This window comes from Streptomyces sp. NPDC043854 (genome assembly GCF_056436005.1).
The window spans coordinates 15,463-32,861 of record NZ_JBWKDK010000020.1 but is presented as its reverse complement, the minus strand read 5'-3'; the positions used below and the strand labels follow the sequence as shown (position 1 = coordinate 32,861).

Here is a 17,399-nt window from a genome sequence, read left to right as displayed (position 1 = left end):
CCCCCTCGATGCTGCGCCTCGCGTCGGCCGCGCTCGCCGGCACCGCCATCGAGTTCTACGACTTCTTCGTCTACGGCACGGCCGCGGCCCTGGTCCTCGGCCCGCTCTTCTTCCCGTCCTTCTCCCCGCTCGCCGGAACCCTGGCCGCCTTCGGCACGTTCGGGGTCGGCTTCCTCGCCCGCCCGCTGGGCTCGGCGCTCTTCGGGCACATCGGCGACCGGTACGGGCGGCGTCCGGTGCTGCTCGCCTCGCTGCTGCTGACCGGCCTGGCGACGGTGGCGGTCGGCTGCGTGCCCACGTACGCCTCCATCGGCCTGGCCGCGCCGGTGCTGCTGCTCGTGCTGCGCTTCCTCCAGGGCCTCGGCCTCGGCGGCGAATGGGGCGGGGCGGTCCTGGTGACCGCCGAGCACGCCCCCGAGGGGCGGCGCGGGCTGTGGTCGAGCTTCCCGCAGGTGGGCCCCTCGGTGGGCTTCCTGCTGGCCAACGGCATCACCCTGGCGCTGTCCGCGACGCTGACCGACGCCCAGTTCGCCGCGTGGGGCTGGCGGCTGCCGTTCTGGGCGGCGGGGCTGCTGGCCCTGGCCGGGCTGTGGCTGCGCCGCTCCGTCGAGGAGACCCCGCAGTTCCGTGCGCTGGCCGAGTCCGGGCAGCGGGCCGAGGCCCCGCTGTCCGAGGTGGTGCGGGGGCACTGGCGGCTGATCCTGCTCACCGGCGGGGCGCTCGCGGCGGCGTACGCGGTCTTCTACGGGGTCACCACCTGGTCCCTCGCGTACGGCACCGAGCACCTCGGGGCGGACCGCACCACGATGCTGGTCTGCGTCATGACCGGGGTGGGGATCATGGCCCTGTGGACCCCGGTGGCGGCGGTCCTCGGCGACCGCTGGGGCCGGCGCCCGCTGTGCCTGGCCGGCTGCGCGGCCTGCGCGCTGTGGATGTTCCCGTTCGTGGCCCTGCTGGAGACGGCCGACGCGGTGCCGATGGCGGTGGGCGCGGTCGGCGCGCTGCTGTGCATCGGGACGGTGCTGGCGGTGATCGGCGCGTACCTGCCGGAGCTGTACGCCCCGCGGATCCGCTGCACGGGCGCGGCCGTCGGCTACAACCTGGGCGGGGTGCTGGGCGGGGCGCTGACCCCGATCGTGGCGACGGCACTGGCGGACGGCTCCGGTCCGCCGTGGGGCGTGGCGGCCTACCTGGGCGGGATCGGGCTGGTGAGCCTGGTCTGCTTCGCGCTGCTGCCGGAGACCAACCCGGAGCGGGTGCGGCGGGCTGCGCACGCGGAAGCGGGGGCGGCCGAAGCGACCGCCCCCGTGTAGCCCCGGGCCGGGGCCTGCCGTACCGCGCCTGCGTCAGGCCCCGACGCTCTCCGGAGCCTGCTCGCCGTCCGGGCGGGCGGCGGGCACGGCGGTCGCCTCGGCGGCCGCCTGCTTCTTCGAGGCCATCAGGCTGGTGATGGTGGTGATGACGAGGACACCGCAGATGACTCCCAGGGAGACCGGGATGGAAATCTGCGGGACGTGGACCCCGGACTCGTGCAGGGCGTGGAGGACCAGCTTGACGCCGATGAAGCCGAGGATGACGGACAGGCCGTAGCTGAGGTGGACCAGCTTCTTGAGCAGGCCGCCGATCAGGAAGTACAGCTGGCGCAGACCCATCAGGGCGAAGGCGTTGGCGGTGAAGACGATGTACGGGTCCTGGGTGAGGCCGAAGATCGCGGGGATCGAGTCCAGGGCGAACAGCACGTCGGTGGTCCCGATGGCGAGCATGACCACCATCAGCGGGGTCAGGATGCGCTTGCCGTTGGTCTTGAGGAACAGCTTGGTGCCGTGGTACCGGTCGGCGACGCCGAACTTCTTCTCGATCGACTTCAGGAGGCGGTTCTCCTCGAACTCGTCCTCCTCCTCACCCGCGCGGGCCTCCTGGATGAGCTTCCAGGCGGTGTAGATCAGGAAGGCGCCGAAGAGGTAGAAGACCCAGGAGAAGGTGGTGATGATCGCGGCGCCGGCGGCGATGAAGCCCGCGCGCAGGACCAGGGCGATCAGCACGCCGACGAGCAGCACGCGCTGCTGGAGGTGCGAGGGCACCGAGAACTTCGCCATGATCAGGACGAAGACGAAGAGGTTGTCGACGCTCAGGGACTTCTCGGTGATGAAGCCGGCGAAGAACTCCTGGGAGGCCTGGGCGTTGCCGGAGTACAGCAGGCCGAGGCCGAAGAGCGCGGCGAGGACGATCCAGACGACGGTCCAGGTACCGGCTTCCTTGATCGACACGTCGTGCGGTTTGCGGCCGATGAAGAAATCGGCGCCGATGAGGATGCACAGACCGAGAATGGTCAGCACCCACACGTTCAACGAAACATCCACGGTTCAGGCCTCCGGCAGATGGCTTGGCACACAGGTCAGCGACATCGCTGCCGGAGGTCTCTTCCACCCTGGGCGGCCCCCTGGAGGCCGTGGGCCGGCGCCCCGGGACCCATGGGTCCGTACTGACGGGCACGCCGTGGCAGGAAAGCAGGAATACTCCCCTCCGCGGGCACCAGGGTACCCGCAGAGGACCGAAAAGGTAAAGGGAGGACCAAGGGATGGTCACGGGCGGGCATGGCGGCGGGCCGTGGCCACCCGCTGCAGCGCCTCCTCCAGGACCAGGCTGCCGGGCGGCGGCAGGTCCGGCTCGAAGGTCCAGTGGTGGCCGACCCACGGGTCGGCGAGGTGGTCGTCGGGCACCGGCGAGAGCCGCATCAGCGAACGCCACAGCGGGTCCAGCAGGGGCCCGTACGCCGAGGCCTCGTCCCGGTCGGCCACCAGCAGCAGGTGCACGCCGACCGCCGGGCCCTCGTCCGCGAGGTAGCGCAGTTGCGTGACGGCCCGGTCGTCGAAGCCGTGCGGGAAGTCGTGCACGATCAGCAGCTGCTCGGCCGTGTCCAGGTCGGGCGGCAGTTCCTCGGGGGCTCCGGCCCGCAGCGCCATCTGTACGAGGTCCACCCGGCGCGTCAGCCGCGCCAGGGTCTCGGAGACCCCGGCGGCCCCGGCGGCGGGCGGAGCGGCGAGCACCCCGGCGTGCACCAGCGGTCCCAGGGAGGCGGCTCCGGTCCCGGCCGCGTCGATGACGTGGACGGAGAACCGGCCGGCGGGGTGGACGGCGAGCAGCCGCGCCGCGTGCGCGACGGCCATGTCCATGGCGGCCTTGCGGAGCCGGTCGGTGTCGGTGGCCATCGCGGCCTCGGAGCCGGTGCGGCCGTTGTCGATCCACAGGCCGCGCTCCAGCGGGACCCGTACCAGCATCGGGATCCGCAGACCGGGCCGCTCCGGCAGGTGCAGGTCCCCGAGGCGGAGGGCCATCGGGGCCTCCTCGGGCAGCGCGTGCCCCTGCCAGACGGGGTTGGACCAGCGGGCGTACGCGGCCGGCAGGGCCGGTTCGACCACGTCGGACTCCGCGGCCAGCTGGGCGAGGTCCCGGTCGAGGGCGGCCTTGGCCTGGGCGGCGAGCTCCTCGCGGCGGGCCCGGGCCGCCGCCTGCGCGGGGGCGCCGGCCGCGCGGTCGCGGGGGTCCGACAGGGCCTGGTCGAGTTCGCGGTCGAGCCGGGAGTCGGCGAAGTCGCAGGCGCTGCGGTACGCCGCGACCGTCCGGGCCAGGTCCTCGAACATGCCCCAGACCTGGTTGTAGAGCCGCTCGTCCATGGACCAGCCGGAGGCGTCGCCCGCGACGGGGGCGGGCGGCTCGCCGGGCCGGCCGGGTGCGGCGGCAGCGGGTGCGGGCTCGGGCGGCTCGCCGGTGGTGCGGCGGCGGCGCGGGTGCACGTAGTCGATGGTCGGCGGCCCGCCCGCGGTGTCCGCGGGAGCGGCGGCCGCGGCGGGACCCGGCCTGTCCCCCGCGGTGTTGGCAGGGCCGGCGGCCGGGGCGGGGCCCGGCGTGCCCGGGTACGGGGCGCCGGAGACGGGGGCGGTGACCGGCTCCGGATCCGGCCGGCCCGGGACGGCGGAGCCCTGCGGCGGGGTGGGCGCGGCCGCGGCCGGTACGGGTGTGAGGGCGAGGCCGCCCTGCGCGGCCGACCCCGCCACGGCGGAGGCCAGCTCCGCGGCCGCCGGGGCGCGCAGCCCGGCGTCGGCGAGGAGCGCGGCGAGCCCGTCGGCGTAGCCCTGGCCGACGGCGCGCACCTTCCAGGCGCCCTGGCGGCGGTACAGCTCCAGGGCGACGACGGCGGTCTCCGGGTCCAGGCCGGTCAGCGCGTACCCGGCGAGCGGGTCGCCCTCCGGGCCGGCCACGGCCACGTACGGGGCGGGGACCGCCCCGAACCGGGCCGGGCCCCCGGGCGGCAGCGCGAGCAGCACCTTGACCTGGTGCACCTCGGGCCCGACGGCGTCGAGGTCGACGGCGAAGCGGTGCTCACCCGCCGCCGAGGCCGGCACCGTCAGCCCGGGCAGGGCGGGGGAGCCCGGGTGCGCCAGCGCGCCGGGCCCGGTGAGCCGTCCCCCGTCGTTGCAGGCGGCGGCCAGGGCGAGCACCGGTGCGCCCGCCGTCACCCTGATCTCCACCCGGCTCTGGGACAGGGGGTGGTTCTGCCCCCGGACCAGTTCGGCCGTCATCGTGCAGCCCTCCCCCGTGGCCTTGCTCTTCCGTTCCGCTCCGCCGTGTACTGCCTACAGGTGCGGCACGATCGCCGGCATCAGGTCCTGGAACGTGCGGCCGTTGGCCGCCGCGCCCAGGGCCGTCATCTGCCAGCCGCTGCCCGCGCGCGACACCTTGGCCATGATCTGCGCCGTGTACTGGCCGCCGCCGTCGAGGGTGTAGCGGGCCAGCTCCTGGCCGTTGGTCTCGTCGACGAGGCGGCAGAACGCGTTCTGCACTTCCTGGAACGTCTGGCCGGTGAACGAGTTCACCGTGAAGACGATCTGGTCGATGTGGACCGGGACGCGCTGGAGGTCGACGAGGATCGACTCGTCGTCCCCGCCCTGGCCGGCGCCGCCGATCAGGTTGTCGCCGGTGTGCCGGACCGAGCCGTCGTCGCTCTGGAGGTGCCGGAAGAACACCACGTCCACCGGCTGCTTCTCGGCGAACAGCACCGCCGAGGCGTCGAGGTCGACCTCCCGGGTCCGCGAGCCGAACAGGCCGCGGCGCTTGGCCGCCTGCCATCCGAGCCCCATGCGGACCGACGTCAGCGAGCCGCCGTCACCCTTCGTCAGACTGATGGCCTGACCCTTGGTCAAGTTGACCGTCACGCGCTGTCCCCTTTCCATAGCCACCCCCAGGCAGCGTGTACCTGCGGCTGTCGCCAACCCTACTGACCTCCGCGGGGGTCAGGCGAGGCCCGCTTCCTTCATCTGCCGCAGCTCCTTCTTCAGCTCGCTCACCTCGTCCCGGATCCGGGCCGCCACCTCGAACTGGAGCTCGGCCGCGGCGGCCCGCATCCGCTCGGTCATCTGCTCGATGAGCGAGGCCAGTTCCTCGGCCGGGCGGTCCGTCACCGCCACGGCGGCCTTGGCACCCTTGGCCGCCTTGCCCGGCGCGGCCTTGGCCCCGGACAGGGCGGGCACGGGTGCCTTGGCGCCCTTGCCGTCCTTCGCCTGGCGGTATGCGGTGCCGAGCAGCTGCTCGGTGTCCAGCTCCTCGCGGGCGAGGGTGGCGACGATGTCGTTGATCTTCTTGCGCAGCGGCTGCGGGTCGATCCCGTTGGCCTCGTTGTACGCGATCTGCTTCTCCCGGCGCCGGTTGGTCTCCTCGATGGCCTTCTCCATCGCCCGGGTCATCTTGTCCGCGTACATGTGGACCTGGCCGGAGACGTTGCGCGCCGCGCGGCCGATGGTCTGGATCAGCGAGGTGCCCGAGCGCAGGAAGCCCTCCTTGTCGGCGTCGAGGATCGCCACCAGGGACACCTCGGGCAGGTCCAGGCCCTCGCGCAGCAGGTTGATGCCGACCAGGACGTCGTACTTGCCGGCCCGCAGCTCGCGCAGCAGCTCGACGCGGCGCAGCGTGTCGACGTCGCTGTGCAGGTAGCGCACCGCGATGCCGAGCTCCAGGAAGTAGTCCGTGAGGTCCTCGGCCATCTTCTTGGTGAGGGTGGTGACCAGGACGCGCTCGTCCCGCTCCACCCGCTGCCGGATCTCGTGCACCAGGTCGTCGATCTGCCCCTCGGTGGGCTTGACGACGACCTCGGGGTCGACGAGGCCGGTGGGGCGGATGATCTGCTCGACGAAGCCGTCGCTGCGGGAGAGCTCGTACGGGCCGGGGGTCGCCGACAGGTAGACCGTCTGGCCGACCCGCTCCAGGAACTCCTCCCACTTCAGCGGCCGGTTGTCGAGCGCGGACGGCAGCCGGAAGCCGTGGTCGACGAGGGTCCGCTTGCGCGAGGCGTCACCCTCGTACATGGCGCCGATCTGCGGCACGGTGACGTGCGACTCGTCGATGACCAGGAGGAAGTCCTCCGGGAAGTAGTCGAGCAGGGTGTGCGGCGGGGATCCGGGCTCGCGGCCGTCCATGTGCAGCGAGTAGTTCTCGATGCCGGAGCAGGAGCCGATCTGCTGCATCATCTCCAGGTCGTACGTGGTGCGCATGCGCAGCCGCTGGGCCTCCAGCAGCTTGCCCTGCTTCTCCAGCTCCGCCAGGCGCCGGGCGAGTTCCGTCTCGATGCCGCGGATCGCGTTCTGCATGCGCTCGGGACCCGCGATGTAGTGGCTGGCGGGGAAGACGTACAGCTCGCGGTCCTCGCTGATCACCTCGCCGGTCAGCGGGTGCAGCGTGGACAGGGCCTCGATCTCGTCCCCGAACATCTCGATGCGGACGGCCAGTTCCTCGTAGACCGGGAAGATCTCCACGGTGTCGCCGCGGACCCGGAAGGTGCCGCGGGTGAAGGCCATGTCGTTGCGGGTGTACTGGATGTCGACGAAGCGGCGCAGCAGCTGGTCCCGGTCGATCTCCTCGCCGACCTTGAGCGGGACCATCCGGTCGACGTACTCCTGCGGCGTACCGAGGCCGTAGATGCAGGAGACGGACGCGACCACGACCACGTCCCGCCGGGTGAGCAGCGAGTTCGTCGCGGAGTGGCGCAGCCGCTCCACCTCCTCGTTGATCGAGGAGTCCTTCTCGATGTACGTGTCCGACTGCGGCACGTACGCCTCGGGCTGGTAGTAGTCGTAGTACGAGACGAAGTACTCGACCGCGTTGTTCGGCAGGAGCTCGCGGAACTCGTTCGCCAGCTGGGCGGCGAGCGTCTTGTTCGGCGCCATCACCAGGGTGGGCCGCTGGAGCTTCTCGATCATCCAGGCGGTCGTCGCCGACTTGCCGGTGCCGGTCGCGCCCAGCAGGACGACATCCTTCTCACCTGCGCGGATGCGCTTCTCCAGCTCGGCGATGGCCGTCGGCTGGTCACCGCTGGGCTGGTAGGAGCTGACGACCTCGAAAGGCGCCACCGTGCGTTCGATCTTCGATACGGGCCGCATGACTCCACCGTACGACCCGCCACTGACACTCACGCATTCGCACGGCCCCCGGGGCCGGCGGGCCGACGGACGGCGGACGGCCCACCGGGTCGGACGCGCCCGGTGCACCTCGCCCTTTCTGGTCCGTTTGTCGTAGTTCGGTGGCGGCCCGGTGATCTTCAACCCCATGATCGCTCCAACGGACACCGCAGTCGCCCCGCGGCGGCAACGGCTGCCGCTCTGCGCCCGTTTGACGCCGTAACAGGGTTCACGACCCGAGGAGAACGCACATGTACGTCCGACCCTCCGCAGCGGCCGCCGCCGCATTCCTGGGCTTCGCCCTCACCGCGCCGGGCGGGACGGCCGCGGCCGCCGCCGACCCCGGGTCCGCCGCCGGCCGGCCGGGGGTGCTCAGCCCCGTCGTGTACGCCCACCGGGGGGCTTCGGCGTACGCCCCGGAGAACACGCTGGCCGCGGTCGACGCGGCACTGCGCCTGGGCTTCGACTGGGTCGAGAACGACGTCCAGCGCACCGGGGACGGAGAGCTGGTCGTGATCCACGACGACACCCTGACCCGCACCACGGACGTGGAGGAGGTGTTCCCGGACCGCGCGCCCTGGCGGGTGCGGGACTTCACGGCGGCGGAGATCGCACGGCTCGACGCGGGCAGCTGGTTCGGCCCGGCGTACGCGGGCGCCCGGGTGCCGACCCTGCGGGAGTACCTGGCCCGGGTCGAGCGCAACCGGCAGCGACTGCTGCTGGAGATCAAGAAGCCGGAGCTCTACCCCGGGATCGAGAAGCAGACCCTGGAGGTGCTGGACGAGGCCGGGTGGCTGGACGAGGGGCACGTGCAGCGCCGCCTGGTCGTGCAGAGCTTCAGCGCCGACACCGTGCGCATCGTGCACGACCTGCGGCCGGACCTCGTGACGGCGTTCCTGGGCACGCCGGAGGTCGGCGACCTGCCGAAGTACGCCGAGTTCACCGACCGCATCAACCCCTGGCACACCACCATCTCGGCGGAGTGGGTGGCGGCGGTGCACGGCCTGGCGGGGGCCCACGGCAAGACGATGGGGGTGGACACCTGGATCGTGGACGACGCGGTGACCGCCCGGAAGGTCCAGGGGATGGGCGTGGACGGGATCATCACGAACGCCCCGGACGTGGTGCGGGAGGCGGTGCTCGGGGGGTTCGCCGACTGATCCGCGCCGACCGGGCCCGGTCCGGCCGGACCGGCCGGACCGGCCGGACCGGCCGCCGGGTGCGGGGCTGTCGGTGGCCGCCCGTACGGTGGAGGGGTGGACACCACCGAGCGGCCGCGCGGGCCGCACCTGGAATGGACCGTCGTCGCGAGCGGCATCGGTCCGCTGCTGCTGGCCGCCACCCCGGAGGGCCTGGTCCGGGTCGGGTTCCATGCCGGGCCGGACCGGGTCGAGCGGATGATCGACGCGCTGATATCCCGGCTCGGCGCCGACGCGCGGCGGCCGGAGCCGGGCGCGGAAGTGCTGCTCGCCGAGCCGGTGCGCCAGCTCTCCGCGTACTTCGCGGGCTCGCTGCGGCGCTTCGAGCTGCCGCTCGACTGGCGGCTGAGCTCCGGCTTCAACCGGACGGTGCTCCGGGAGCTGGACCGCTCGGTGCCGTACGGGTCGGTCGTCGGGTACGGGGAGCTGGCCGCCCGCGTCGGGCAGCCGGGCGCCGCCCAGGCCGTGGGCCACGCCATGGGGTCCAATCCGCTGCCGCTGGTGGTGGCCTGCCACCGGGTCGTGGAGAACGACGGGGGGATCGGCGGCTTCGGCGGCGGGCTGGAGACCAAGCGGGCCCTGCTGGCACTGGAGGGCGTGCTCCCGCAGCCGCTGTTCTGACGGCCCGGCACCGGGCCGGCGGGCGGGCTCCGGCAGGGCACGGAGCGGTGTTTTTCCTGTTCCGCGGGGCGGTAAGGGGTGGGAGACTGCTGCGGTGACTACTCCTGCCGTACCAGGTTCCGCCGCTCCCCCCTCCCTCCCGCCGCGCCGCCCGGGACGTCCGCAGTGAGCGCCGCGCCCGGCACCGGAACGGGCACCGGTACCGGTACCGGTCGGCCCGTCGTGGCCGTGGACCCCGACGAGCTGCCCCGGCTGCGCCGCCGCACCTCCTCCGTGCTGATCGCCTCCCAGATCCTGGGCGGCCTCGGCGTGCCCGTCAGCATCGCCCTGACCCCGGCCCTGGCCACCGAGGTCAGCGGCACCGAGGCACTGTCCGGGCTCGCCTCCACCGCCGCCGTGGTCGGCGCCGCGCTCGTCTCGCTGCCCCTCGCCGCCCTGATGGCCGCGCGGGGCCGCAGGCCGGGGCTCATCCTCGGGTACACGATCGGCGCCGCGGGCTCGGCCCTGGTCGTGCTGGCCGCCGTCATCAGGAGCTTCCCGCTGCTGATGCTCGGCATGGCCGCGTTCGGAGCCGCCTCCTCCGCCAACCTCCAGGCCCGGTTCGCCGCCGCCGACCTGGCCGCCCCGGACCACCGGGCCCGGGCCATCTCCGTCGTGGTCTGGGCGTCCACCATCGGCGCGGTGCTCGGCCCCAACCTCTCCGCCCCGGCCAGCCGCAGCTTCGCCGGGACCTCCATACCCGAGACGGCGGGCCCCTTCCTGTGGGCCGGCGCCGTCTTCGTCCTCACCGGCACGCTGATCGCCGTGCTCCTGCGGCCCGACCCGCTGCTGGCGGCCCGGGCGCTGGCCGGCCCCGAGGAACATGTCCGCGAGGGCCACTCGGTGCGCGCCGGGTTCGCGGCCGTCAAGGCCTCCCCACGGGCGCGGCTCGCGCTGATCACCGTCGCGGTCTCGCACACCACCATGGTGTCGATCATGGTGATGACACCGGTCGACCTGGGCCACCACGGCGCCGGAATCCAGCTCATCGGCCTGGTGATCAGCGGGCACATCGCCGGCATGTTCGCCTTCTCGCCGGTCATGGGCTGGCTGTCGGACCGGCTCGGCCGACTGTCCGTGATCGGCCTGGCGGCCGGCCTGCTGTCGCTGGCCACCCTGCTCGCCGGCACAGCGGGCCCGCGCCACGCGCAGAGCGCGCTGGGCCTGTTCCTGCTGGGCCTCGGCTGGTCGGCCGGCATGGTGTCCGGCTCGGCGCTGCTGACCGACTCGGTGCCCACCCGCGCCCGGGCCGCCGTGCAGGGCCTGAGCGATCTGACGATGAACACCTGCGCGGGCGTCGGCGGCGCCCTCGCCGGCCTGGTCATGGCGCAGGCGGGCTACGGCTGGCTGAACGTGATCGGGGCCTCGCTGCTGCTGCCGGTGGCGGTGCTCGCCCTGTTCACCGCGCGCCGCCATCCGGCGGTCAAAAGCTGATGTGGCAGGCCTTGCGCAGCCTCTCGTGAACGGTCCAGGCGGTCCGGTCGCCCGCGCGGAGCACGCAGGCCGATCCGGGCGTCCACCGGATCCCGCGCACCTGCGTGCCGTCCGGGGACTCCCACAGCACCTTGCCCGTCACGGCCGGGTTGCCGGAGACGATCGGCCGGGGTCCAGCCCCTCGGCCTCCGGTTCGGCGTCCGGAACGTCCGGAACCTCCGGAACGAAAGACGGCGAAGGCGGCGGCTGCGGTGCCGTGGCCGCTGGTGCGCATGGGGCGCCGGCGTAGTGCGGCGGGACCCGGCCGCGGAGTGGCCACGGTGTCCACCCCGGGCGTACCGGAGGAGGCGTCCTGCCGGGGAGGGCGACAACCGGCCACTGCGCGGGCGCCGCGTTTGGCGGTGCTGATCGCGTGCCATGGATGGGGGCATGTCACAGCACACAGCATCCGCACCGCTGCCCCGGCCCGGCGGTCCCGTCCTGTCCGAAGAGGTCCGTGAGGCGCTGGAACGCGGGCAGCCCGTCGTGGCCCTGGAGTCCACGATCATCACGCACGGCCTGCCCCGCCCCCGCAACCTGGCGGTGGCCGCCGAACTGGAGGCGATCGTCCGCGCCGAGGGGGCCGTTCCGGCCACGATCGCGGTCGTGGACGGGGTGGCGTACGCGGGCCTGGACAAGGAGCAGCTGGAGCGGATCGCGGGCGGCGAGGGAGTGCGCAAGCTCGGCCACCGGGACCTGGCGCCCGCCCTCGCGGCGGGCGCGACCGGCGCGACGACGGTGTCGGCGACGGCGTTCCTGGCTGCGCGGGCCGGGCTGCGGGTCTTCGCCACGGGCGGGCTGGGCGGCGTACACCGGGATTGGACGCAGACCCAGGACGAGTCGGCGGACCTTCAGCTGCTGGCGCGGACGCGGATCACGGTGGTGTGCGCCGGGGTGAAGTCGATCCTGGACGTGCCGGCCACGCTGCAGCGGCTGGAGACGCTGGGGGTGACCGTGCTGGGGTACGGGACGGAACGTTTCCCCGGTTTCTACCTGGCCAGTTCCGGCGAGCCGGTGGACTGGACCGTGCACCGGCCGGAGGAGGTCGCGGAGGTGATGGCCGCTCAGGACCTGCTGGGCGGGCCGGAGTCCGCGCTGCTGGTGGCCAACCCGGTGGACAAGGCGGAGCAGCTGGATCCGGGGCTGCACGACCGGGTGCTCGCGGAGGCCCTCGACGAGTGCCGGAGGCGGGGGATCACGGGGCAGGAGGTGACCCCGTTCCTGCTGGGCTTCCTGGTGCGGGCGACGGGCGGGGCCTCGCTGGAGGCCAATCTGGCGGCGGTACGGGGCAACGTGGCCCTCGGGGCCGGGATCGCCGGGGCCTGGGCGGCACGGCAGTGACGGCGGCCGGCCCGGATCCGGAGCCGGGCGGGGGGCCGGGCGCGGGGCCGGATGCCGGCTCCGGGGCGGGTGCCGCCTCCGGCTCCGGCTCCGGCTCCGGTCCCGGTTCCGGTTCCGGTTCGGGGGCGCTGCTGGTCGTCGGGGACGTGGTGACGGACGTGGTGGCGATACATCCGGAGCCGCTGATTCCGGCCACCGACACGGCGGCCCGGATCCGGACCCTGCCCGGCGGCGCCGGGGCCAACGCGGCCTGCTGGGCGACCCGCGCCGGGGTCGCCGACGTCCGCCTCCTCGCGCGGGTGGGCGCGGAGTCGGCCCAGTGGCACGAGCGGGCCCTGCTGGCCGGCGGGGTGCGGCCGCGGCTGGTGGTCGACCCGGACCAGCCGACGGGGACCGTGGTGGCGCTGGTCGGCAAGGACACGGAGCGGACCTTCCTGACCGACAGCGGGGCCGCACTGCGGCTCTCCCCCGCCGACTGGACGCCCGAACTGCTGGACGGTGTCGCCCACCTGCACCTCTCCGGCTACCTGTACTTCGCCGACAGCAGCCGCGAGCTGGCCCTGGTCGCGCTTCGGGACGCCCGCGCCCGCGGGGTGCCGGTGAGCGTGGACCCGGCCTCGGCGGGGTTCCTGCTCACGCTGGGGCCGCAGTGCTTCCTCGATGCCGTGGCGGGGGTGGACGTACTGCTGCCCAACGAGGACGAGGCCCTGCTGCTGGCCGGGCTGCCGCGGCCGGCCGGGGCGGCCCGGGCGGCGGCGGAGCTGAGCCGCCTGGTGCCGCTGGTGGTGGTCACCCGGGGCGCGGCGGGGGCGCTGGTGGCCCAGGGGGGCCGGGTCACGGCAGAGCTGCCCGCGCAGCCGGTGCGGGCGGTGGACTCCACGGGCGCGGGGGACGCGTTCACCGGCGGGTTCCTGGCAGCCCGGCTCGCCGGCGCGGACCCGGTGGAGGCGGCCCGGGCCGGCTGCCGGTCGGCGGCCTGCGCGGTCACCCGGCTGGGCGGACGCCCGTAGCGGCCGGGGCGGGCGGTGGACCGGGTCAGCGGTTGAGGCCCGTCCAGGCGGGGTGGCGCGGATCGTCGGCCCGGACCACGGAGTCGGCCAGCGAGGCGGGGTCGGTCTCGGCCTCGTAGCGGGCGAAGGCGGGCAGGGTCCAGCGGGCGGCCTCCTCGGTACGGCGGGCCAGCGCGCCCGGGGAGAGCCGGATGTGAACGCCGAGGTCGAAAGGGAACCAGCGGCCCAGCAGGAGCGGGCCGTGCACGATCACGACGGCGCCCGGCGGCAGCTCGGTGTAGGGGCTGCGGGTCGCCCGGTCGGTCACCGGGTCCCACAGGTCGGGCAGCACCCGCCCGGTGCCGCCCGGGTCGGTCGGGCCGAACACCTCCCGCCAGAGGGCGGCGGTGTCGTACCAGCCGCCGAGGTAGGAGTCCACGTCCTCGCGGCCGTACTCGAACCGCAGCGAGGCCGGCCGCAGGAAGCCCTCGGCCGGGACGACGAGGGCGGTGCGGCCGCGGCCCCGCAGCGCCTCGGCGAGCAGTCCGGCGAGCCCGCCGGTGTCGGCGGCGGGTGCGCCGTCGATGCCGACCCGCTGCCAACTCACCTCCCCCGCCTCGGGTTTGCGCTCGTCCAGATGGCCGGCGAGCCGCTCGGCCATCCGCTGCCAGGTGATCGCTTCCAGGTGCACGGGCCCATTGTCAGTGCCGCCCCCTAGCTTTTTGCCAGAAGGGAACACCGGCGGGAGAGAGCCGTCGGGCCCGGCCTTGGGGAGGGGTCTGTCATGGCTCGCGAGACGACGTACCTGGAGCTGTCCCAGGAGGGCGGCGGAGCGCACAAGTTCTACGAGGTGACCGTGGACGGCACCGCGGTCACGGTGCGGTACGGGCGCATCGGCGCGGGCGGCCAGGTGCAGAACTCGACGTTCCCGACTGCCGAGAAGGCCCGGGCGGCCGCCGCCAAGAAGATCGGGGAGAAGGTCCGCAAGGGGTACGCGCCGGCGGTTCAGGGGCAGCGCGCGGCCCGGCCGGTGACCCGTCGGCAGGTGGCGTCCGCGCCGTCGACGGCGCGCGCGGTCGCCCCGGTGCTGTGGCGGTTCCGCACGGGCGCCTCGGCGTTCGGGATCCACGTGGACGAGGACCGCTGCTGGGTCGGCAACCAGGCCGGCGACGTGTACACGCTCAGCCACGGCGGGGAGGTGCTGGCCCGGTACTCGCTGCCGGACGGGGTGAAGTGCCTGGTGGCGGACGACTTCTGGATCTACGCGGGCTGTGACGACGGCGGCGTGTACGACCTGTCGTCGAAGGTCCCGTTCAAGGCGTACGACATCGCCGAGGACGTGGACATCTTCTGGCTCGACATCCGCGAGGGCGTGCTCAACGTCTCCGACGCGAACGGCGGCCTGACGGTCATCGACCACGAGGACGAGTTCCAGTGGTCGCGCCGGTCCGCCGGGGCCCACGCCTGGATGGTGCGGGCGGACGAGCATGCCGTCTACCACGGCCACACGGGCGGCGTGACGGCGTACGCCCCGGACGGCAGCGGCCAGTTGTGGCACACCCGGACCGCGGGCGGGGTGCTCTTCGGCTGGCAGGAGGACCACGCGGTCTTCGCCGGCACGGGCCGGCACACCGTGCAGCGGCTGGCGAAGGACACGGGCGCGATCGAGGCCTCCTACCCCTGTGACGCGGCGGTGTACTCGTGCGCGACCTCTCCCGACGGACGCCATGTGTTCGCCGGCGACTCCGCGTCGTCCGTCTACTGCTTCGACGCAGACGGGACCAGGCTGTGGAAGCTCGGCACCGGCAGCGGCTCGGCCCTGTCCATGCAGTACCTGGACGAGCGGCTGTACCTGGTCACCACGGACGGCTCGCTGGTCTGCGTGGACGCGAGCGGGGCGGCGATCAGCGCCGCCCAGCAGGGCACGGTGCCGACGGCCCGGGATGTGAAGTCCGCCGCCGCCCTGCCGGTGTTCACCCCGGCGGCCTCGGCTGCCGCGGTGGCGAGCGTGTCGGCGGCTGCGGCCCCGGCCGGCGGTGTGGTGGTGGAGTGCGTGCAGCAGGGCGGCCGGGTGCGGGTGCAGGTGGTGTCGAGCGGGTTCGAGCGCTCCTGGAACGTGCAGTTCCCGCGCGGGATCCGGGAGCCGGGGGCCCGGTACGTGGTGGACGGGCTGCACGCGGCCTCGGGCGGCTTCTACCGGGTGCGCGGGGAGATACGCCGCCTGGTGTGAGCGGTCGGCGCGGAGCCGGGGCCGTTCACCAGGCGTGGCCCGGGCAGGCGCACGGGGTGGCGGCGGCCGGGGCGGCGGAAGGCAGGGAGAACGGCTCGTCCTCGGCGAGTGCACTGGTCACGTACAGCACGACCGGTTCGGTGCCGAGGTTGCGGCCGAGGTGGAGGTGCTCGGGGCCGGCGGGTTCGATGAAGCTGGTCCCGGGCAGGTGCACCACGGTGGTGTCGTCGTGCAGGATCCGGGTGAGCGTTCCGGACTTGACCAGGGCGATCAGCGGGACCCGGTGGAAGTGCCAGCCGGTGCAGGCGCCCGGCGCGATGACCACCTCCCGCCCGGCGAGGTCCGGTGCACCGGCCTCGGAGCCCGCCGGTCTCGCGGGTCTGCCCGGTCCGGCCGGTATGCGGGGGCCCGGTATCGCGGAGCCCCGTCTCGCGGGGCCCGGTATCGCAGGCCGCTCCGTCGCCGTCTGACGTCCACTCATGTCGTCTCCCCCTCGGCCTCAGGCGGCGCGCCCCGGACGTCACAGCTGCACCGCAGGTCTCGGCCCCCACGGTAGGCGACTTCCCGAAATCGAGGGAGAGTTGGCGATTCCCGGACCGTCACCCCGCGCGAAGTGATAAAGGGGCCGAACGGCGGTATCACACGGTCATGAGCCTGGTCGTGTTCGAGTCGGCGAAGCCGATCCACTGCGCGCAGTGCCGTAGGGGACCGCTGCGGCATCTGGTGCGCGAGGTGGGCGTGCCGCGCTGTCTGGACTGCGCGGACCTCGGGCACCTGGTCTACCTGCCGCGCGGGGATGCCGCGCTCACCCGCCGGGCGCGCGAGGCCAGTTCGCTGTCGGCCGTGGTCGTCCGCTTCAACAAGCGGCGCCGCCGCTACGAGCGCCAGGGCATCCTCGTCGAGGATGCCGCACTGGCACGGGCCGAGCGCGCGTGCCTCGCGGACGCGGAGGCACGGGCGCGCCGCCGGGAGCGGGACCGGCTGCGCCGCGCGGCCGAGGACACCCGGTTCACGGCCGCGTTCGCGGCGGAGATACGCCGGCTGTTCCCGGGCTGCCCGGCCGACCGGGCGGCGGCGATCGCCGCCCACGCCTCGGTGCGGGGCAGCGGCCGGGTCGGGCGTACCCAGGCCGGCCGGGCGCTCGACGAACTCGCCGTGACGGTGGCGGTGCGGGCCGCGGTGCGGCACGTCGACACCGAGTACGACACGCTGCTGATGGCGGGTGTGCCGCGGTTCGCGGCCCGGGCCCGGCTGGCCGCGCAGATCGACGCGATCCTGGACGCCTGGCGGATCCCGCCGCCCGCCGCGGACACGGGTCCCGGATACGCGGACGCCCCCCGGGTCGCAGCGGTGGCGGGTCCCGAGGGGCGGTGAGCCCGCGGCCCTACTGGAGGCGGTAGCGCCGGTAGAGCAGCATCCCGCCGAGGAGCAGGGCGCCGCTCCCGGGCAGCAGGTAACCGAGGCCTTCGGAGCCGGTGTGGGCGAGGGCACCCGGGCCGTTCTCCTGCTCCTGTTCCTGCTCCTGTTCCTGGGCCGGCGGGGACACCGGGCGCGGGACGGTCGGCTTCTCCTCGGGCAGGGTCGGCTGGGCCGGCACGACGGGCCGGGTGGGCTGCGACGGCCCGGCCCCGCCGGGCTGCTCGCCGTTGACGGCGCTGTTGCCGGTGGCGGGGTTGCCGACCGCGACGACGTTCACCGAGTTGCCGCTGGCGTTGACCGGGACCTTGACCGGCACCTGGATCACGTTTCCGGTCACCACTCCCGGGGAGTTCTTCGCCGTTCCCGCGGCGGACCCGGATCCCGTCGACGGGGCGGAGTCGGTGTTGGTACAGCGGTTGCCCGCGGCCGGGTTGAGCAGGCCGACGACGTTGACGGTGTTCCCGCACGCGTTGACGGGGACGTGCACGGGCAGCTGTACGAGGTTCCCGGACAGCAGCCCCGGCGAGCGCTCGGTAGTCCCGCTCGCGTCGGCGTAGGCGAAGCCGCCCACACCCGCGACCGCGAGTCCGCCTCCCGCGACCACGGTCGCGATCAGACCGTTCCGGCGACTGTGACGCAT

General features: G+C 74.0%; 15 protein-coding genes and 1 pseudogene. 8 read left to right on the top strand and 8 right to left on the bottom strand.

What is annotated here, in order from left to right; all coding sequences use genetic code 11:
• Positions 1-8 precede the first annotated feature (8 nt).
• Positions 9-1,313 (top strand): MFS transporter, encoded by a 1,305-nt coding sequence (locus tag AC068A_RS19545; protein ID WP_478586465.1) that lies wholly within the window; start codon positions 9-11, stop codon positions 1,311-1,313.
• Positions 1,314-1,346: 33 nt separating this feature from the next.
• On the opposite strand, the gene AC068A_RS19540 is transcribed toward AC068A_RS19545, so the two are convergent.
• The 4 genes from AC068A_RS19540 to uvrB all read right to left on the bottom strand — a co-directional run bounded on the left by AC068A_RS19540 (position 1,347) and on the right by uvrB (position 7,430).
• Positions 1,347-2,360 (bottom strand): TerC/Alx family metal homeostasis membrane protein, encoded by a 1,014-nt coding sequence (locus tag AC068A_RS19540; RefSeq protein WP_478586463.1) that lies wholly within the window; start codon positions 2,358-2,360, stop codon positions 1,347-1,349.
• A 222-nt stretch (positions 2,361-2,582) separates the two neighbouring features.
• Positions 2,583-4,580: a TerD family protein gene (locus AC068A_RS19535; protein ID WP_478586461.1), complete on the bottom strand. Its 1,998-nt coding sequence runs from the start codon at positions 4,578-4,580 to the stop codon at positions 2,583-2,585.
• A gap of 54 nt (positions 4,581-4,634) precedes the next feature.
• Positions 4,635-5,213 (bottom strand): TerD family protein, encoded by a 579-nt coding sequence (locus AC068A_RS19530; RefSeq protein ID WP_478586460.1) that lies wholly within the window; start codon positions 5,211-5,213, stop codon positions 4,635-4,637.
• A 78-nt stretch (positions 5,214-5,291) separates the two neighbouring features.
• Positions 5,292-7,430, bottom strand: a complete 2,139-nt coding sequence (gene uvrB, locus AC068A_RS19525) for an excinuclease ABC subunit UvrB (RefSeq protein ID WP_478586458.1) — start codon at positions 7,428-7,430, stop codon at positions 5,292-5,294.
• A gap of 269 nt (positions 7,431-7,699) precedes the next feature.
• On the opposite strand from uvrB, the gene AC068A_RS19520 reads away from it, so the two are divergent.
• From AC068A_RS19520 to AC068A_RS19510, 3 genes are all read left to right on the top strand, one after another.
• The gene (locus tag AC068A_RS19520) at positions 7,700-8,608 is read left to right on the top strand and encodes a glycerophosphodiester phosphodiesterase (protein ID WP_478586456.1); all 909 of its coding nucleotides are present in this window, start codon (positions 7,700-7,702) and stop codon (positions 8,606-8,608) included.
• Between the two features lie 96 nt (positions 8,609-8,704).
• Positions 8,705-9,268, top strand: a complete 564-nt coding sequence (locus tag AC068A_RS19515) for a methylated-DNA--[protein]-cysteine S-methyltransferase (protein ID WP_478586454.1) — start codon at positions 8,705-8,707, stop codon at positions 9,266-9,268.
• A 222-nt stretch (positions 9,269-9,490) separates the two neighbouring features.
• Complete coding sequence (locus AC068A_RS19510; RefSeq protein WP_478586630.1) at positions 9,491-10,741, top strand: MFS transporter; 1,251 nt, start codon at positions 9,491-9,493, stop codon at positions 10,739-10,741.
• Here AC068A_RS19510 and AC068A_RS19505 read toward each other — a convergent pair.
• Positions 10,731-10,820, bottom strand: a pseudogene (locus AC068A_RS19505) (cupin domain-containing protein); the annotation flags it as partial. The gene AC068A_RS19510 and the pseudogene AC068A_RS19505 overlap by 11 nt on opposite strands.
• A 350-nt stretch (positions 10,821-11,170) precedes the next feature.
• Here AC068A_RS19505 and AC068A_RS19500 point away from each other — a divergent pair.
• Both AC068A_RS19500 and AC068A_RS19495 read left to right on the top strand, forming a co-directional pair.
• Complete coding sequence (locus tag AC068A_RS19500; RefSeq protein WP_478586452.1) at positions 11,171-12,121, top strand: pseudouridine-5'-phosphate glycosidase; 951 nt, start codon at positions 11,171-11,173, stop codon at positions 12,119-12,121.
• Positions 12,118-13,131, top strand: a complete 1,014-nt coding sequence (locus AC068A_RS19495) for a carbohydrate kinase family protein (protein ID WP_478586450.1) — start codon at positions 12,118-12,120, stop codon at positions 13,129-13,131. Before AC068A_RS19500 ends, AC068A_RS19495 begins: the two co-directional genes overlap by 4 nt.
• A gap of 25 nt (positions 13,132-13,156) precedes the next feature.
• Here AC068A_RS19495 and AC068A_RS19490 read toward each other — a convergent pair whose 3' ends face one another.
• Positions 13,157-13,801 (bottom strand): nucleoside/nucleotide kinase family protein, encoded by a 645-nt coding sequence (locus AC068A_RS19490; RefSeq protein ID WP_478586449.1) that lies wholly within the window; start codon positions 13,799-13,801, stop codon positions 13,157-13,159.
• Between the two features lie 93 nt (positions 13,802-13,894).
• Here AC068A_RS19490 and AC068A_RS19485 point away from each other — a divergent pair, with 93 nt between their 5' ends.
• Complete coding sequence (locus tag AC068A_RS19485; protein ID WP_478586447.1) at positions 13,895-15,340, top strand: WGR domain-containing protein; 1,446 nt, start codon at positions 13,895-13,897, stop codon at positions 15,338-15,340.
• Between the two features lie 25 nt (positions 15,341-15,365).
• Here AC068A_RS19485 and AC068A_RS19480 read toward each other — a convergent pair whose 3' ends face one another.
• Complete coding sequence (locus AC068A_RS19480; protein WP_478586445.1) at positions 15,366-15,665, bottom strand: cupin domain-containing protein; 300 nt, start codon at positions 15,663-15,665, stop codon at positions 15,366-15,368.
• 323 nt (positions 15,666-15,988) lie between these two features.
• Here AC068A_RS19480 and AC068A_RS19475 point away from each other — a divergent pair, with 323 nt between their 5' ends.
• Complete coding sequence (locus AC068A_RS19475; protein WP_478586443.1) at positions 15,989-16,714, top strand: DUF2293 domain-containing protein; 726 nt, start codon at positions 15,989-15,991, stop codon at positions 16,712-16,714.
• Positions 16,715-16,724: 10 nt separating this feature from the next.
• On the opposite strand, the gene AC068A_RS19470 is transcribed toward AC068A_RS19475, so the two are convergent.
• Entirely contained in the window at positions 16,725-17,399 is a 675-nt protein-coding gene (locus AC068A_RS19470) for a chaplin (RefSeq protein ID WP_478586441.1), read from the bottom strand.

Bases quoted from the DNA above. Each gene is read 5' to 3' on its own strand.
- AC068A_RS19470 (WP_478586441.1), bottom strand. From the start codon at position 17,399: ATGCGTCACAGTCGCCGGAACGGTCTGATCGCGACCGTGGTCGCGGGA.
- AC068A_RS19500 (WP_478586452.1), top strand. From the start codon at position 11,171: ATGTCACAGCACACAGCATCCGCACCGCTGCCCCGGCCCGGCGGTCCC.
- uvrB (WP_478586458.1), bottom strand. From the start codon at position 7,430: ATGCGGCCCGTATCGAAGATCGAACGCACGGTGGCGCCTTTCGAGGTC.
- AC068A_RS19535 (WP_478586461.1), bottom strand. From the start codon at position 4,580: ATGACGGCCGAACTGGTCCGGGGGCAGAACCACCCCCTGTCCCAGAGC.
- AC068A_RS19520 (WP_478586456.1), top strand. From the start codon at position 7,700: ATGTACGTCCGACCCTCCGCAGCGGCCGCCGCCGCATTCCTGGGCTTC.
- AC068A_RS19475 (WP_478586443.1), top strand. From the start codon at position 15,989: ATGAGCCTGGTCGTGTTCGAGTCGGCGAAGCCGATCCACTGCGCGCAG.
- AC068A_RS19545 (WP_478586465.1), top strand. From the start codon at position 9: ATGCTGCGCCTCGCGTCGGCCGCGCTCGCCGGCACCGCCATCGAGTTC.
- AC068A_RS19485 (WP_478586447.1), top strand. From the start codon at position 13,895: ATGGCTCGCGAGACGACGTACCTGGAGCTGTCCCAGGAGGGCGGCGGA.